General features: G+C 51.8%; 14 protein-coding genes. 9 read left to right on the top strand and 5 right to left on the bottom strand.

The genetic code is table 11. From position 1 onward, the window contains the following. Positions 1–412: 412 nt before the first annotated feature. Both WCN91_RS05390 and WCN91_RS05395 read right to left on the bottom strand, forming a co-directional pair. Positions 413–1,624, bottom strand: a complete 1,212-nt coding sequence (locus tag WCN91_RS05390; RefSeq protein WP_342677022.1) for a M24 family metallopeptidase — start codon at positions 1,622–1,624, stop codon at positions 413–415. A gap of 17 nt (positions 1,625–1,641) precedes the next feature. Continuing rightward, the gene (locus WCN91_RS05395; protein WP_342677024.1) at positions 1,642–2,907 is read right to left on the bottom strand and encodes an NAD(P)/FAD-dependent oxidoreductase; all 1,266 of its coding nucleotides are present in this window, start codon (positions 2,905–2,907) and stop codon (positions 1,642–1,644) included. Between the two features lie 192 nt (positions 2,908–3,099). Between WCN91_RS05395 and WCN91_RS05400 the strand changes: the two genes are divergently transcribed. From WCN91_RS05400 to WCN91_RS05415, 4 genes are all read left to right on the top strand, one after another. Continuing rightward, positions 3,100–4,014 carry a dihydrodipicolinate synthase family protein gene (locus tag WCN91_RS05400; protein ID WP_342677026.1) on the top strand — a complete coding sequence of 305 codons (915 nt, stop codon included), beginning with the start codon at positions 3,100–3,102 and terminating at the stop codon, positions 4,012–4,014. Between the two features lie 3 nt (positions 4,015–4,017). Beyond that, positions 4,018–5,019 carry a 4-hydroxyproline epimerase gene (locus WCN91_RS05405; RefSeq protein WP_342677027.1) on the top strand — a complete coding sequence of 334 codons (1,002 nt, stop codon included), beginning with the start codon at positions 4,018–4,020 and terminating at the stop codon, positions 5,017–5,019. Between the two features lie 10 nt (positions 5,020–5,029). Next, positions 5,030–6,535 carry an aldehyde dehydrogenase (NADP(+)) gene (locus WCN91_RS05410; RefSeq protein WP_342677029.1) on the top strand — a complete coding sequence of 502 codons (1,506 nt, stop codon included), beginning with the start codon at positions 5,030–5,032 and terminating at the stop codon, positions 6,533–6,535. Between the two features lie 158 nt (positions 6,536–6,693). Next, positions 6,694–7,362 carry a GntR family transcriptional regulator gene (locus WCN91_RS05415; protein ID WP_342677031.1) on the top strand — a complete coding sequence of 223 codons (669 nt, stop codon included), beginning with the start codon at positions 6,694–6,696 and terminating at the stop codon, positions 7,360–7,362. On the opposite strand, the gene WCN91_RS05420 is transcribed toward WCN91_RS05415, so the two are convergent. Beyond that, positions 7,337–7,699, bottom strand: coding sequence for a hypothetical protein (locus WCN91_RS05420; RefSeq protein WP_342677033.1), 363 nt, complete (start codon positions 7,697–7,699; stop codon positions 7,337–7,339). The genes WCN91_RS05415 and WCN91_RS05420 overlap by 26 nt on opposite strands. A gap of 647 nt (positions 7,700–8,346) precedes the next feature. Here WCN91_RS05420 and WCN91_RS05425 point away from each other — a divergent pair. The 4 genes from WCN91_RS05425 (at position 8,347) to WCN91_RS05440 (ending at position 11,365) form a co-directional block, all read left to right on the top strand. Continuing rightward, positions 8,347–9,432: a M24 family metallopeptidase gene (locus tag WCN91_RS05425; protein WP_342677036.1), complete on the top strand. Its 1,086-nt coding sequence runs from the start codon at positions 8,347–8,349 to the stop codon at positions 9,430–9,432. Between the two features lies 1 nt (position 9,433). Continuing rightward, the gene (gene lhpI, locus WCN91_RS05430; protein ID WP_342677037.1) at positions 9,434–10,384 is read left to right on the top strand and encodes a bifunctional Delta(1)-pyrroline-2-carboxylate/Delta(1)-piperideine-2-carboxylate reductase; all 951 of its coding nucleotides are present in this window, start codon (positions 9,434–9,436) and stop codon (positions 10,382–10,384) included. Further along, positions 10,359–10,673 carry a hypothetical protein gene (locus tag WCN91_RS05435; protein ID WP_342677038.1) on the top strand — a complete coding sequence of 105 codons (315 nt, stop codon included), beginning with the start codon at positions 10,359–10,361 and terminating at the stop codon, positions 10,671–10,673. Before lhpI ends, WCN91_RS05435 begins: the two co-directional genes overlap by 26 nt. Positions 10,674–10,999: 326 nt before the next feature. After that, positions 11,000–11,365, top strand: a complete 366-nt coding sequence (locus WCN91_RS05440; protein ID WP_342677040.1) for a leucine-rich repeat domain-containing protein — start codon at positions 11,000–11,002, stop codon at positions 11,363–11,365. A 52-nt stretch (positions 11,366–11,417) separates the two neighbouring features. On the opposite strand, the gene WCN91_RS05445 is transcribed toward WCN91_RS05440, so the two are convergent. Further along, a complete protein-coding gene (locus WCN91_RS05445; protein ID WP_342677042.1) occupies positions 11,418–12,116 on the bottom strand; it encodes a cation efflux transmembrane domain-containing protein in 699 nt (232 codons plus the stop codon). 190 nt (positions 12,117–12,306) lie between these two features. On the opposite strand from WCN91_RS05445, the gene WCN91_RS05450 reads away from it, so the two are divergent. Continuing rightward, positions 12,307–13,185, top strand: a complete 879-nt coding sequence (locus WCN91_RS05450; RefSeq protein WP_342677160.1) for a LysR family transcriptional regulator — start codon at positions 12,307–12,309, stop codon at positions 13,183–13,185. 5 nt (positions 13,186–13,190) lie between these two features. Here the strand turns inward: WCN91_RS05450 and WCN91_RS05455 are convergent, their stop codons facing one another. Further along, positions 13,191–14,396 carry an iron-containing alcohol dehydrogenase gene (locus WCN91_RS05455; protein ID WP_342677045.1) on the bottom strand — a complete coding sequence of 402 codons (1,206 nt, stop codon included), beginning with the start codon at positions 14,394–14,396 and terminating at the stop codon, positions 13,191–13,193. Positions 14,397–14,453: the final 57 nt, after the last annotated feature.

Consider the following 14,453-nt stretch of genomic DNA (forward strand, 5'->3'; position numbering starts at 1 on the left):
GCTGCAAACACGTATTTTAGGTGCGATTTTACATCGCGCAATATGCGAACAGCTAACCAAGACACCCACTCTAATATTTATTGTCGGTGTATACGGCGATGAAAGGCGTCCGCCTAGTGATGCTGCCCTATGAAGTATACGGCTGCTGTTCTCATAAGAGCCTGCTGCATGTTTTATGGGTGTCCGTTAATTCGATTCTTTACTACAGCGAGTACATTGTGAGCCAACATTTGAAGCTCTAAGGTTTAAACCTTGCCTCAGAATTATTTAAGGTGGGTGTCCTGCTAATTTTCTATAGTGATTTAGCATGGGTGTCTAGCTAATTTTCTTTTAGAGTGGGTGTCTTACTAATTTTTTAAGGTGGGTGTCCAGCTAAAGTTTGTCGGCGCAGAGCGCCGACCTAAAACAGCAGTTAAAGTCCGAATGGATTATCGATACTGTGCGCTGGTTCGGTAAACCACACAGGGCCATTTTCCGTGGTGTAGAAGTGATCTTCCAAACGTACGCCGAATTCGCCTGGGATCACCAGCATGGGCTCGTTGGAGAAACACATGCCCGGCGCCAGCAGCTGCGGGTTGTTTTTAACCAGATAGGGCCATTCGTGAATATCCATACCAATACCATGGCCGGTGCGGTGCGGGCAGCCTGGTAGTTGATAATCCGGGCCTAGGTTTTGCTCGGCAAGGTAGCTGCGCGCGGCCAAATCCACATCACCACAGGTGTTGCCTACCTGGGCTGCGGCGAAGGCTTTAAGCTGGGCATTCTTTTCAATTTCCCAGAACATGCGCTGGCGCTCGGTGGCCTCGCCGAACACATAGGTGCGGGTGATATCGCTGAGATAACCGTTAAGCTGACAGCCTGTGTCAATCAGCACCATGTCACCTTGTTTTAAGGTTTGTGCATCCTTTACACCATGGGGGAAGCTGGTGGCCTGGCCGAATAGCACGATGCAGAAATAGTTACCGGCCACGGCACCTACTTTTTTGTGCGCCGCATTGATAAAGGCTTCCACTTCACGGGTGCTGATCCCTTCATGAAGAATCGAGGCCGCGGCCTTGTGTACTTCCAAGGTCATGTCCATGGCGCGCTGAATAAGCGCCAGCTCATTGGCTGATTTATGCATGCGGCAATGCTTAGTTACTTCGCCGCCGTTGACCAAGGTGTAATTGGGCGCCGCTTTTTTAATGCCATCGGCAATAAAAAATTGCGCGCTTTCATCTATGGCTAAAGTCGCAGTGTCGCCATAACCCAGTTGCGTCATCACATCGCGAACTAGTTCATAGGGATTTTCTTCTTCCTGCCAGGCATGAATGGGGGCATCAATCACCTGGTAGTCGCGTAGCGAACCAATTTCAAAAAACGGGGCGATAAAAGCAATATCACCTTGTGCAGGCAAAAGGGCGCCCACCAAGCGCTCACTGGCGTACCATTTTAAACCGGTGAAATAGGTCATATTGGTGCCGGCATTCAGGTAGACGGCATCGATGTGATTTGCCTGCATATAGGCCTGTGCTTTGGAGATTCGCGCACGGTATTCCGCCTCTTCAATGGGCGCGATATCTGTCGTCATATCGCTCAGTTGTGCCAATGCTTGTTCTTGTGTTTGATAGCCTATGCCCTTCATAGCGTCTAGCTCCTTAATTATTGAAACCGCGAGATGCAAAATGCATCGAGATTAATCGCGGTGGGTTGTTCGTTAATACTTGCTGCAATCAGCTCGCTGGTGATTGCCGCCTGGGTCAGTCCTAAGTGCTGGTGGCCCAGGGCAAAATACACCTGTGGGTGTTTGGGCGCCTGACCTATCACCGGCAGAGAGTCCGGGAGCGATGGTCGTGCCCCTTGCCAACATGCCTGTGGGTTGTAGTCTTCATTAATGCAGGGTACCAGCTCTTTGCCATGCTTGAGCAGGTGCTTGGCGCGGCGATAATCTGCTGGCGTATTTAAGCCAGCAAACTCCACCGTGCCGGCCAAGCGCAGCCCTTGTTGCATGGGCGTTATAATAAACTGCCGCTCGCCACAGGCAATGGGCCGTGTCACCTTATAGTGCGCTGGTAACTGATAATGATAGCCGCGCTCCGCTTCCAGAGGCAGGGTGTAACCAAGTCGTTGACACAGCACTTTACTATATGCACCGGCACACACAACCATTTTGCGATAAGCACGTGTCTGGCCTGCGGTAACTAACCGGCAAAACTCCCCATCATGGTGTATTGCCTCGACGCGCTGGGCCAAATACTCCGCGCCCGCTTGAATTAATGTATCAAAAAGGTGATCGCTCAGTGCTTTTGGTGAGGCGGTATGGCCAACTTGAGTAAAATAAAGCGCATAAGTGATTTTGGCGTTTAGCTCGGGCTCAAGGGCCTGCACTTGCGCTTTGTTGAGCACTTCAACGGCAATGCCCTGGGCTGCGTATTTATCGGCAAGCGCCTGAACTGTGCGTAGCGGCGTGTGCTCAAAGGTCAGCAAGGAGCCATTGCATTGAATATGAGTATCAAAATCTACGCCGAGCAGCCGTTGCCAGGCGTCAAGCGCCTGCTTATTAAGGGCCTTAAGGGCCGCAGTATGGCGCTTAAATGGGCGGTTTCGCATGTTCATGCAAAACCGCCACAGCCAGGGTAGCAGGCTAAAAAAGTAAGCAGGGCGAATGCGCAACGCACTGGTTGGCGTAAGCAGCATTTTGGGCAGCTTGGGCAACAAGCTTTTGCAGGCCAGGGGGAACACCTGCTCGGTGGCAAAATGCCCGGCATTGCCGAACGAGCATTGGCTGCCCGGTTGCTCCGGATCGTATAGATGCACCTTATGTCCTTGGCGTTGGAGTTGCAGCGCACAACTTAGGCCGACAACCCCCGCGCCGATCACCGCAATGGGCAAATCGTCTGTATGTACATCGCTGTGATGATTTTGCATTGAACCCTTCTTGTTTTTACAGCGCCAGTTCCCGAGATTTATTTATTCAATAATTTCAACCTATTGAACCTTGTTTCCTGAGTTTAAGAGCTTTCTTAGGAGGACTTTGGCGCGCCAATTTAATTTTGCATGTTGAATATTGTATACAATATACCTATTATGGCAAGCACAACGACAACATGAGGAATAACCATGAAGGTAAATTGGCAGGGTGTATACCCGGCAGTCACGACCCAGTTCAACAACGACGACAGCATAAATTTTGAAACCACGGCGGCGATGATCGACACCCTGATTAAAGAAGGAGTGCACGGCATTATCGTGCTCGGCACCGTGGGCGAGAATTGCTCTTTGCGCAGTGATGAAAAGCGTCAGGTTTTAGCCATGGCCAAAGAGGTGGTCGCCGGCCGCGTACCCCTATTAAGTGGCGTGGCAGAAACCACTACACAGTTTGCCATTGAGTTTGCCCAGGATGCCGAAAAGCTGGGTATCGACGGTTTAATGGTGCTACCTGGCATGGTGTATCGCAGCAGCGAACGCGAGGCCATCGACCATTATCAAAAAATTGCCAGAGCCACGGCGTTACCCATCATGATTTACAACAACCCGGTTACCTATGGCGTTGATGTGACCATTGACGGCATGCGTGTGCTGGCCGAGGAAGCCAATATCGTTTCGGTAAAAGAAGCCACCGCAGACACCCGCCGTATCACCGAGCTATTTAGCGCCTTTGGCGACCGTTATGTGGTGTTCAGCGGCGTTGATGATATCGCTCTTGAGTCTATGATGCTGGGCGCAACCGGATGGATCTCGGGCCTTACCAATGTCTTCCCTCGCGAGTCGGTCGCCATTTATAAACTGGCGCAACAGGGGCGTTATGAGGAAGCCCGTGAGTTGTGGCGCTGGTTCTTACCGCTGTTACGTTTAGATACCATCCCTACCTTGGTGCAGTGCATCAAGTACGCCGAACAGTTGGCTGGTCGCGGCAGTGAGCGTACCCGTGCTCCGCGTTTATCCCTGACCGCCGATGAAAAAGCGTACGTTGAGCGCCTTTACAACGAAGCGCTTGATAATCGCATTGACCTTAGCAAGTACAACCTGGACTAGCCTATGAACCGCGGAACCTTCTTTTGTATCGACGGCCATACCTGCGGGAATCCGGTTCGCTTGGTCACAAGCGCCCATCCTTCCCTAGAAGGGCAAAGTATGAGTCAAAAACGTCAGCACTTTTTGCGTGATTATGACTGGATCCGCAAGGCGCTGATGTTTGAGCCGCGCGGTCACGACATAATGTCGGGTTCGTTTCTCTATCCGCCGACAACAGCAGACGGTGACGCGGCCATTTTATTTATCGAAACATCGGGCTGCTTGCCCATGTGTGGTCACGGCACTATCGGTACCGTGACCTTTGCCATCGAAAACGGCCTGCTGACTCCGCGTACGCCGGGAGTGGTCAAGCTGGATACCCCGGCTGGAAGAGTTCAAGCCCATTACCGCATGCAAGGTGACAAGGTGGAGGCGGTGAAACTCTTCAATGTGCCCGCCTACCTTGCTTATGAACAAGTGCAGGTGGATGTGCCGGAGCTGGGGTCGCTGTGTGTGGACATTAGCTTTGGTGGTAACTTCTACATCATCGTTGAGCCACAGGCCAACTTCCCCGGCATCGAGCACTGCACGGCGGCACAGCTATTGCGCTGGAGCCCTTTACTGCGTGATGCCATCAACGCGCAGCTTGAGTGCGTCCACCCTGAAGATGCAACCATGCGCGGCGCCTCTCATGTGCTCTGGACCGGGCTACCTAAAAATGACAATGCCAATGCCGCCAATGCGGTGTTTTATGGCGATAAAGCCATAGATCGCTCGCCCTGCGGCACCGGCACCAGCGCGCGAATGGCACAGTTATTTGCCAAGGGGCAATTGCAGCAAGGGCAGCCATTTGTGCATGAAAGTTACATCGGCAGCCAGTTTATTGGCTGCATTGAGTCGGTGACTGAAGTGGCGGGCAAAACCGCCATCATTCCCAGTATTGAAGGCTGGGCACGAGTGACGGGTCATAACGCCATAGTGGTTGATGATGACGACCCCTATGCCTTCGGATTTCAAGTTTTATAAGGAGACAGTGATGCCACATACACAACAGGCTCTGAGCGGATACAGCTATATTGCCGGTCAATGGCAACAAGGTAGCAGTGAGCGCTTTTATGGCTTTAGCCCGGTGCAAAATGAGCCATTGAGCCAGGCCTATTATGATATCAGCCTGGACTTGGTCGATGCTGCATGCGAAAGAGCAGCGCAGACGTTCGTTATCTATCGACAAACCAGCACGCAGGTGCGCAGTGAATTCTTAAACGCCATAGCCGACGAAATTGAGGCGCTGGGTGAGCAATTGCTAGAGGTTACGCACCAAGAAACCAACCTGCCCATGGCCCGTCTGCAAGGCGAGCGCGGGCGCACCATTAATCAACTGCGCGCATTTGCCGATGCCTTGGCGCAGAACCTGGCACCCTTACATATTAGCCGTGAAGACCTGGCCGACCCCGCACGGCAGCCGTTACCCAAACCCCATACCAAGCTGAAATATTTGCCGCTTGGCCCCGTCGCGGTCTTTGGCGCCTCTAACTTCCCTTATGCCTTCTCTACGCTCGGCGGCGACACCGCGGCGGCGCTAGCGGCGGGCTGCCCCGTGGTGATGAAGAGTCACCGGGCTCATCCGGGCACCAGTGAGCTGATGACCCGCGCCATCGACAAGGCTATCCAGCGTTGTGATATGCCCGCCGGGGTGTTCTCTATGCTGCAAGGCGTAAACTATGACATCTCCCATCGCCTGGTAGCCGCACCGCAAATAAAAGCAGTGGGCTTTACCGGCTCCATGGGGGTTGCCAAAGCCTTGATGGCCACCATTCAAACCCGGGCTGAACCAATCCCCTTTTATGGTGAACTGGGCTCCATCAACCCACAGGTTATCCTACCTGAGGCCTTGCACAGTAAGCCTGAACTTGCAGAGCAGTTGTGCGCATCCATGTTGATGGGCAACGGTCAATTCTGTACCAGCCCGGGACTGTGGTTGGTGCCGGCCACTGGCTGTGATGCCTTTATGGATAAGGTGATAGAAAGTATTAACACTGCCCCTTCCGATACCTTACTAACACCGGGGATTGTGCGCTCGTTTGCGCATGCGATTGAAAGCCTGACCGAGTGTAAGGCGACAACCCTGGTGGCACAGGGGGCAAGGCAACGTGACTTCCACGCCAATGCCCATGTGTTTAGCTGTGATGCCAAGGCATTTTTGCAAACGTCCTTGCTCCATGAAGAGGTGTTTGGTCCCTGTGCCTTGATTGTTCATTACACCGACTCGGTGCAACTGATGGCGGTGATCAACGCCTTAGAGGGGCAACTTACGGCTTCTGTGCATGGTGCCGATGAGCAAAACGATGAGCATCAGGCTTTGCTTGAGGCATTAAGTTACAAGGTAGGGCGGCTGATTTTCGAGCAAATGCCAACGGGAGTCGAGGTGTGCCCGTCGATGAACCATGGCGGACCTTTCCCTTCTTCTACCGATGTGCGTTCAACCTCGGTGGGCCTGGAGGCCATGCGCCGCTTTATGCGTCCTTTGTGCGTGCAAAAATAGCTCCCTGATAGGAAGGAAACGTTAAGCAAGACGTCCCCAAGCGCTGCCGCATCCCGTGTGTGGTCGCGCTTTTTCACCGTCCAAAAGTATACAAGATACTCGAAATAGCTTGGGTCCATCGGTATACTGTATAAAAGATGCAACTTATTGAAAGTACTATGGCAATCGAACATAAAACCCGCACCCAGCTGGTCGCCGAGGCGATTCGAGAAAAAATTCTGACCGGTGAATTTAAATCAGGCTCACCGCTGCGTCAGGCGGCCTTGGCCGAAGAGCTTAATGTCAGCCGTATTCCGGTGCGTGAAGCCTTGTTGCAACTTGAAGCCGAAGGTCTGGTCAATTTTGAAGCCCACAAGGGGGCCTCTGTGACCGAGGTTAGTGCCTCGCAAGTGGATGAAATTTTCGACCTGCGCGCCTTGCTCGAGGCGGAGTTACTGCGTCATTCCCTGGACAAACTCTCCGTAGAAGACTTGCAAGACGCCGAAGCCCTTTTAGAGGAACTTGAAACGGCCATGGCGGCTGGCGATACTCAGGCCGCGACGGGTCATCTTAACAGCGCCTTTCACGCTAAGCTGTATAGTCGCGCCGAACGTCCACAAACCCGCGAGCTGGTAGAGCAATTCAGTAAAAACTCCGAGCGTTACGTGCGTATGCATATTCTCCTTGCCGGAGGCCTTAACACCGCCCCGGAAGAGCACCGCGAATTGCTGAAATTATGCCGCGCTAAGCGAGTGGATGCGGCCTGTGATTACCTCATTCGCCATATTACCGGTGCCAAAGAAGACATCAAAAAGCTGCTGATTAAGATGGAAGCACAAAGCGCTTAAAGAAAAAAACAGGCAAAAGTGCCTGCTTTTTTAGTCTCTTTTTTGCATAAAAAAAGTGCTCACCTGGAGCGCTTGAAGTAACGATTATAAAGGAATAAAAACGAACTCGTTTAGCCTTGACCGCCTTTTTGGTTGCCTTGCAGAGCCTGGCAGCCATTGGCCTTGATATAGTCGACCGCATCCTTGGCCTGTACCAGGCCCCAGCCATAAGCAAACCGTAAAGACCGCCTTGCGAGTGCAAGGTGCCGCCAGCCGTCACACGGCCATCGAGCTTGGCGCAACCGCTTAACGTGGTTATTGCCCAAAGTATGAGTAATCCGAGATATGTTGATTTCATTGGACCTTCCCCAAAAATTTAAGATTTTTGTTTTTATATGTGTTGCCGCTTGTTATGCAAAGAGCCATTCAGGCGCTTTATCGACAAGCAGCGACTTACTGCCTACAAAAATTAGTAGAGCATTCGCCATGTGATTACAACGCACCGTCACGGCGAAAAGTAATCGAGATGGGATGGAGAAAAGCGAGGTGGAATTAAAAATCTAGTGTTAACAGGGTGTTACAATTGATTTTAAACACATGTGCCAAATGGTGTTATTTTGTACTCTTGTGTATCAGGTTTTAGCATTTAATACTTTTTGCTGTTGTTAGAATATAAGCTCTACTAATTCATAGTTATCAGTCATTTAATGATTTAATCGGTTCGCTATCCACACTGATAATGAAGAGCTTGTGTGTCGCCTATGGACATGGCATTATAGGTTTTATTGGATATTGTATGCAATTCTGATGGAGCCGATATAGATTGAGGCGTTATGTAGAGCCACTGGCTAAACCATCTTCTTTGTCTGCGCCAGCGAACGCAAAAACAGGCACTGACGCATTATTAAGGTTAGATTGGCTTGGCTGCTGTTATAAGGCATACATTGGCCATAACGGCCTTGTCACATCATTTATAGAGTCTTCTTACAAGGGGTTTTATTTACCATGAGCCAAGTTTTTTCTACGCGTTTGGCACGACTACAAAATCTTGTGCACTCGCAGGGTGATGAACTGCTAATAGTGCAGGGCTTTGAGAACATCTCCTACCTCACCGGCTTCTCTGGCCACGCGGCGACCCTGTTGGTGATGCCGCAAAAGGCAATGATGATCACCGATTATCGTTATTACCAGCGGGCCCTGAGTGAAACCCAGGATATCGAGGTGGTACAGCGGGACCGTGATAATGAAAGCTTGGGGGCCTGCATTGTGCGCTTAAGCGGCGCGAACCTGCGCATCGGCTTTGAAGCGGCGCATTTTAGCGTGGCACAATGGCAAGGCATAGCAAGTGAATTGAACGCCGTCTCGCTCACACCCAGAACCGATATGGTCGAGTCCTTACGCCGGGTCAAAGACGAGTATGAAATTGACTGTATACGTCGGGCGGCTGCTATCGCCGACAGTGCCTTGGCACAGACGCTAACGCAAATCAAAACCGGTATTACAGAGCGCGAGCTGGCCATTGAGCTGGACTATCAAATGCAGTTGCACGGCTCCACCGGCACCTCGTTCGATACCATTTTACTCTTTGCCGAGCGCAGTGCCTTGCCCCATGGAAACCCGGGGGATAAGCAACTGCTTGAGGGCGATTTTATTTTGATAGATTTTGGTGCCGTGGTGAATGGCTATCGCTCCGACATGACCCGCAGTTATGTGTGGGGGCAGCCCAGTGCTGAGCAACAGGCGATTTTCGATACGGTGCAAAATGCCCAGCGTGCAGCGCTGGATGCGGTGCGTCCGGGTATAAGCGCCCATGAGCTCAACGCCAAAGCCCACGAGGTGCTCCAGGCAAGCCCGTTCGGCCAATATGCCGGAGAAGGACTGGGTCACGGTTTGGGTTTATTCCTGCATGAAATCCCATTTTTAAAGCCCGGCGAGCAGTACCGTCTGCAAGCCGGTAATGTAATAACCATAGAGCCAGGTATTTATATCCCACACCTTGGCGGCGTGCGTTTGGAAGAAGACATAGTGGTCACGGCAGAAGGTTATGATTGCCTGACCCGGGCGCCACAACAGTTCATTTTAGGAGGTTGATATGAACATCATTACCGCCGAGCAGGTGCAACGGGTGATGGCCTACACGCCACTGCTACAGGCCTTACAACGGGGCTTCGCCGGTGAGGCAGGCACCCCCAGGCGCACTGTCTATGCGCTTGATAATAAGCCGAATAACCACGATGCCTTTGCCGTGTTACCGGCCTGGAATGACGAGGTAATTGGCGTCAAGGCGTTTACTTACTTTCCCGAGAACGAGCGCCAAGGTCGCTCGTCTTTATACTCAAAAATTATGCTGTTCTCGCGGGAATTTGGCGAGCCGCTGGCTTTGGTGGATGGCACCGAAGTGACCCTTTGGCGTACCTCCGCAGTATCGGCCCTGGCCGCTGATTATCTTGTGAGGAAAGATGCAAAACACCTGGTTTTATTTGGCTCGGGAAAATTGGCACCCTTTATGGCGCGAGCTCATATGGCGGTTCGCAACTACGCAAAAGTGAGCATAGTGGCGCGCAATGAACAAAAAGCGCAGGCGCTGATAGCGCTGCTTGAGGGGGAATACCCCCGCTGCCAGTTTAGCCATGAACCTGTCAGTGAGGAACTGATCGCCAGCGCCGATACCATTAGCTGCGCGACCGGCAGTCATGCGCCCTTGTTCGATGGCCGCTGGCTAACGGCCGGCACCCATGTGGACTTAATTGGTAACCACCATCGCGATGCCAGGGAATGCGATACCCACACTGTGGTCAATGCCAAGGTGTTCGTCGATAGTCGAGAAAATGTATTAAACGAAGCCGGAGAGCTGCTTATTCCAATCAATGAAGGCGTGTTTAGCGAAACGGATGTAATGGCAGAGCTTAGTGAGCTCGCCCGTGATAATGCCTATGCCCGTGAAAACGACACCGACATTACCCTGTTTAAATCGGTCGGTACGGCCTTGAGCGACTTGGTGGCGGCAAAATATGCTTATGATCAAATCACTTCTGTGGCGTAAGCCCAAAGCGCGCAGCTGTAAGGTGGTGGATATCACCGCGGTGCGCGACAACCGCGTCCTTCCCCTGGAATTAGTGGGCCAGCAGCAGATGCTGCTGACCTACCGTTACGGCAATGAACTGCGCTCGCAACTGATGCACATGGAGCCAACGCAGGCGGTGCCGCGTTATATATTGGCGGACGAGCAGGGTATGATAGCCACATTATCACAACGGCGATTGTTTTATGTGGTGTGGGCTTTGGCAGCAGTGGCCATTGGTTTGGCCGCGATGGTGGTCATGTTAAGCTAATAAACCTCAGCTATTTAAGTTCTTAGCCAAGGTGTTGGGTTTGGGCTAATTAGTTTATTTATGCCTTATGCGTTGAATTTTTGGGTGCAATTATTTGAATTACCCAATAAAAATGATTAACAATTGACGGCATTATGATTAAAACAACAAAAACAGCGCTTTCGCACCTGGGATCTTGAGTTTGGCATTAGTAGGGTGCTGCGGGGGAGGCTCCAGTGATCCCGACCCTCAACCCGTTGTTTGAAACCGTCGCTTTGAGTGGCAATGTGCAGCTAACACAGGTCGATGTGTCCGTATTCCCCAGCTAACCGATCTTTTTTATCGTTATGACTGAGGCACGCCCCGGTGTGATGTCGGTGTTGGACTTAAGTCAGAATGCAAACTTAGAGCGCCTGTGGTTGGGTTATCAATCTTTTACCCAGATAGACCTGAGTGCAAACCAGAAGCTCACCGAGCTTAATATCGAGAACAATAAATTGACCAGTATCGATGTCACCAATAACTCAGAGCTTACCTCGTTGACCCTCAACGATAACCAACTGACCAGTATCGACTTGGCCAATAACCCAGAGCTTGACACCCTGTATCTAAATAATAACCCCTTAACATCTTTGGATTTAACGGCAAATACCAAGCTTACGTATGTGTATTACGATGCCGATGTTCAATACGTGGGCACAGCCTGTAACTAGGCGTTAGTCTTAGCTTCTAGGTCAAAAGTTATGCCAACAAGGCGGGGTTATTTTACCCCGCCTTTTGCATGTGTCGGTCAAAAATAGCCTCGTCGTTTTGCTGATACACAGTGATTAGCTGGCGCAGGGCGCCTTGCATCATCTTCAGCGGCACCAGGGTAAAATACGCAGAAGCAATCACTACCATCATGGGATCGGCAAACACGGCGTACTTTGCCAGGCCTGCATAGCTTAGCAGTGAGGCAATAATAAACCCGGCCATCACCGCGGCGCTGATCACCGAGTCCATCAGCCATTGTTTAGACTCCGCCTCAATCAGCGCCGACTTAGTCTTGCTGCCGCGTTTGGCCAAGAGCCAATAGGTGGCGAGGCAGCCGACAAGATTGATCACGGCGAATACTAATGCCAGTCCAGTATCTACCTCGCGGCCTCCCGCTAAAATGGCCAAAACCGCCGAGACAAAAGAGGCGCCGCACATCAGGGTAATGGCAAAGCCCTTAAAGGCGATCACCGCCGGCTCAATCAAGTTGATATTTGCGTTATTCTGCCCCGCCTTGGGTGAGCGGATATACCAGGCGGCGGCCAGGGAAATAATGGTCAGAAACAGGCTAACCAGCGAGTAGGCGCCATCGAAGAGGATCACCAGTGAGCCCATCCAGACTCCCAGGCCTATGCCCATAAGAGCAAACACTAAGGCCGACGCGGTAGAGAAGGTTAATAATTTTTTCTCTAAAGAAATACTGCACGACATACACACCTCTATTTTGGCAATTTTTCGTCAGCTATCGCTGGCGTTTTATTTGTTGGTGCAGATTTTATAGTGGGTTTGGCTATTCCCATAATCGCTGAGCGACGATATTATCGTCGCTGGATGCTATGGCTTTATTTTGCTCTTTTAGCCTTGGCTGCAAACTAGTTAGATTTCAATGGATTTGTGCTTGATGAAAATAAGCCAGTTGGCAATGTTTCTCGCCATTAGCGAGTCGGGCTCTATTGCCGAGGCCGCGCGGCGGCTGGGGAAAAGCCGCACCACCTTGAGCTCGTCCTTAAGTGCGCTGGAGGATGAGCTTGGCGTTGAGCTCTTAGAGCGCAGTGGTAATCAGGTGATGCTTACCAATATCGGTCGGGTGATCAAGAACGATTGTGAGCGTATGGTGATGATAGCCAATGATATTTCCGGGCGCTGCCAGCAACATTTGCAGGGCGTTGAGTCTGTGCTGCGTATCGCTCGAGACGATGCCTTGCCCGAGTCTTATTGGCGCCAGCTTATTCATGATATGAGTATGCAGTTTCCCGGCACCAGCGTGTCTGTGTATATGGCGCCGCCACCGGAGCTTAACGACATGGTGGAGCAGAATATGGTTGATATCGCCTATTGCTTATTGCCTCATAGCAACCGCTTGCCGAACACCCACCATGTCAAGCTGGGGGAAATTCGCATGATGACGGTGGCCAAGAGCGATCATCCCCTGTGTAAGCTCTCTCAGGTTGTTCGCTCCGACCTGGCTCGCTATACCGAATTTGCTTTGGCGACCATAGACGATGAGGGGTTACGCGCCGTGTCACCAGCCTCAAGTAATTATATAGCCCTGCCGTTTTATGAGCATCTACGCAATGCGGTGCTCGATGGCACCGGTTTTTCCAATGTGCCCTCGGTGCTTATTAACCCCTATCTGCGCGATGGCAGTGTGAAGGTGCTCAACTATGATCAGGCGATGCAGCGCCAGGCTTATGGCATGATCCAAAATCGTTATAGCCAGCTCGGCGGCTTGACCCAATGGCTGGCCGAACAATTAGAGAACTATTTGAGCGAGGGCTAGGCCAGCTAAGTCTTAGGCTCCTTATTAGGTAAGAGCGAGCGCAGCAGGTTTTCCATCTCCTGCTGCGTCATAAAGCAGGGTACAGGGTAATCCGGGTGCGCTTCCGCCAGCGCTTGCTTGGCAATAAGTGGGATATCTTCGGCTTTTAAATCGGCAATGAAGGGTGGAATAGCCAGCTCATCCAGCAGCGCATAAATTCTATCGCGCAACTGGGAGGCATTGCTTTGCTCGCCTAGAGTCTGCTTTGCTAATTGCTCCAGACTGGCATCGACTCTTTCGCCATAAAAATCCAAAATGGGTCTAAGCGCTAAAGCATTGGCGAGGCCGTGACCTAGGCCGTAAAAAGCCCCTAGCTGATGGGCGATGGCATGCACATAGCCGACCGAGGTGCGGGTAAAGGCCTGACCGGCAAACATGGCGGCCCAGAGCATGTCGGTGCGGGCGCCGAGGTCGTCGGGATGGTGATAGGCCCTGGGCAACGCATCGAGAATAAGCGCCACGGCTTTTTCACTTTTATCTCGCGTATAGGCGGTGGCATTGATGCCAATATAGGCTTCAAGGGCATGGGTGAGCGCATCGATGCCGGTGCTGGCGGTCAGTGCCGGCGGTAAGCCGGTAGTGAGCTCGGGTAAAAACAGCACGCCCTTGGGCACCAGGCAGAGATCATTGATGGAAAATTTGATTTTACGCTCGGTATCGCTGACTACGGCGGCCACCGTAACCTCGGAGCCGGTGCCCGCGGTGGTGGGGACAACATACACAGGGGGCAAGGTGCGTAGCACCTTAAACAGTCCCTGCATTTGTCGTAACGACTTGTTGGGGCGAGCGATACGTGCGGCGATAAGCTTGGCGCAATCCATGGCCGAGCCGCCGCCAATGGCCAGCAGGGTGTCGCACCGGCTTGCTTGGTAGCAACGCACGCCTTGCTCTATCTGTTCGATACTGGGGTTGGCGCCAAGCTCGCTATAGATAATCACCTCGATATCATTGGCCAGCAGTTGTTCTTTTAGCTGGGCATGTAAATCAAGGGCGATAATACCCGGATCGCTGACCAGCAGTATGCGTTGGCACTTTTGCGCGCGTAAATGTGCCAGCCATTGTTCAATGGCCTTATCACCGTGAAACACATGGGGCTCGGGAATAGGCAAAAGCATGGCCGCCAGGCGCAAACCGAGATGATACATGCGATAAAAAAGGTGTTGAGCGGCCATTTTTCCCTCTGCTAAGGCATTGAATAAATTCTTATTCTTATAAAAGCAAATTTAGAA

Source organism: Pseudoalteromonas qingdaonensis, assembly GCF_038739665.1.
GTDB classification, from domain to species: Bacteria; Pseudomonadota; Gammaproteobacteria; order Enterobacterales; family Alteromonadaceae; genus Pseudoalteromonas; species Pseudoalteromonas qingdaonensis.

Coding starts and splice junctions, on each gene's coding strand:
- WCN91_RS05390 (WP_342677022.1), bottom strand. CDS start 1,624: ATGAAGGGCATAGGCTATCAAACACAAGAACAAGCATTGGCACAACTG.
- WCN91_RS05395 (WP_342677024.1), bottom strand. CDS start 2,907: ATGCAAAATCATCACAGCGATGTACATACAGACGATTTGCCCATTGCG.
- WCN91_RS05400 (WP_342677026.1), top strand. CDS start 3,100: ATGAAGGTAAATTGGCAGGGTGTATACCCGGCAGTCACGACCCAGTTC.
- WCN91_RS05405 (WP_342677027.1), top strand. CDS start 4,018: ATGAACCGCGGAACCTTCTTTTGTATCGACGGCCATACCTGCGGGAAT.
- WCN91_RS05410 (WP_342677029.1), top strand. CDS start 5,030: ATGCCACATACACAACAGGCTCTGAGCGGATACAGCTATATTGCCGGT.
- WCN91_RS05415 (WP_342677031.1), top strand. CDS start 6,694: ATGGCAATCGAACATAAAACCCGCACCCAGCTGGTCGCCGAGGCGATT.
- WCN91_RS05420 (WP_342677033.1), bottom strand. CDS start 7,699: ATGAAATCAACATATCTCGGATTACTCATACTTTGGGCAATAACCACG.
- WCN91_RS05425 (WP_342677036.1), top strand. CDS start 8,347: ATGAGCCAAGTTTTTTCTACGCGTTTGGCACGACTACAAAATCTTGTG.
- lhpI (WP_342677037.1), top strand. CDS start 9,434: ATGAACATCATTACCGCCGAGCAGGTGCAACGGGTGATGGCCTACACG.
- WCN91_RS05435 (WP_342677038.1), top strand. CDS start 10,359: ATGATCAAATCACTTCTGTGGCGTAAGCCCAAAGCGCGCAGCTGTAAG.
- WCN91_RS05440 (WP_342677040.1), top strand. CDS start 11,000: ATGACTGAGGCACGCCCCGGTGTGATGTCGGTGTTGGACTTAAGTCAG.
- WCN91_RS05445 (WP_342677042.1), bottom strand. CDS start 12,116: ATGTCGTGCAGTATTTCTTTAGAGAAAAAATTATTAACCTTCTCTACC.
- WCN91_RS05450 (WP_342677160.1), top strand. CDS start 12,307: ATGAAAATAAGCCAGTTGGCAATGTTTCTCGCCATTAGCGAGTCGGGC.
- WCN91_RS05455 (WP_342677045.1), bottom strand. CDS start 14,396: ATGGCCGCTCAACACCTTTTTTATCGCATGTATCATCTCGGTTTGCGC.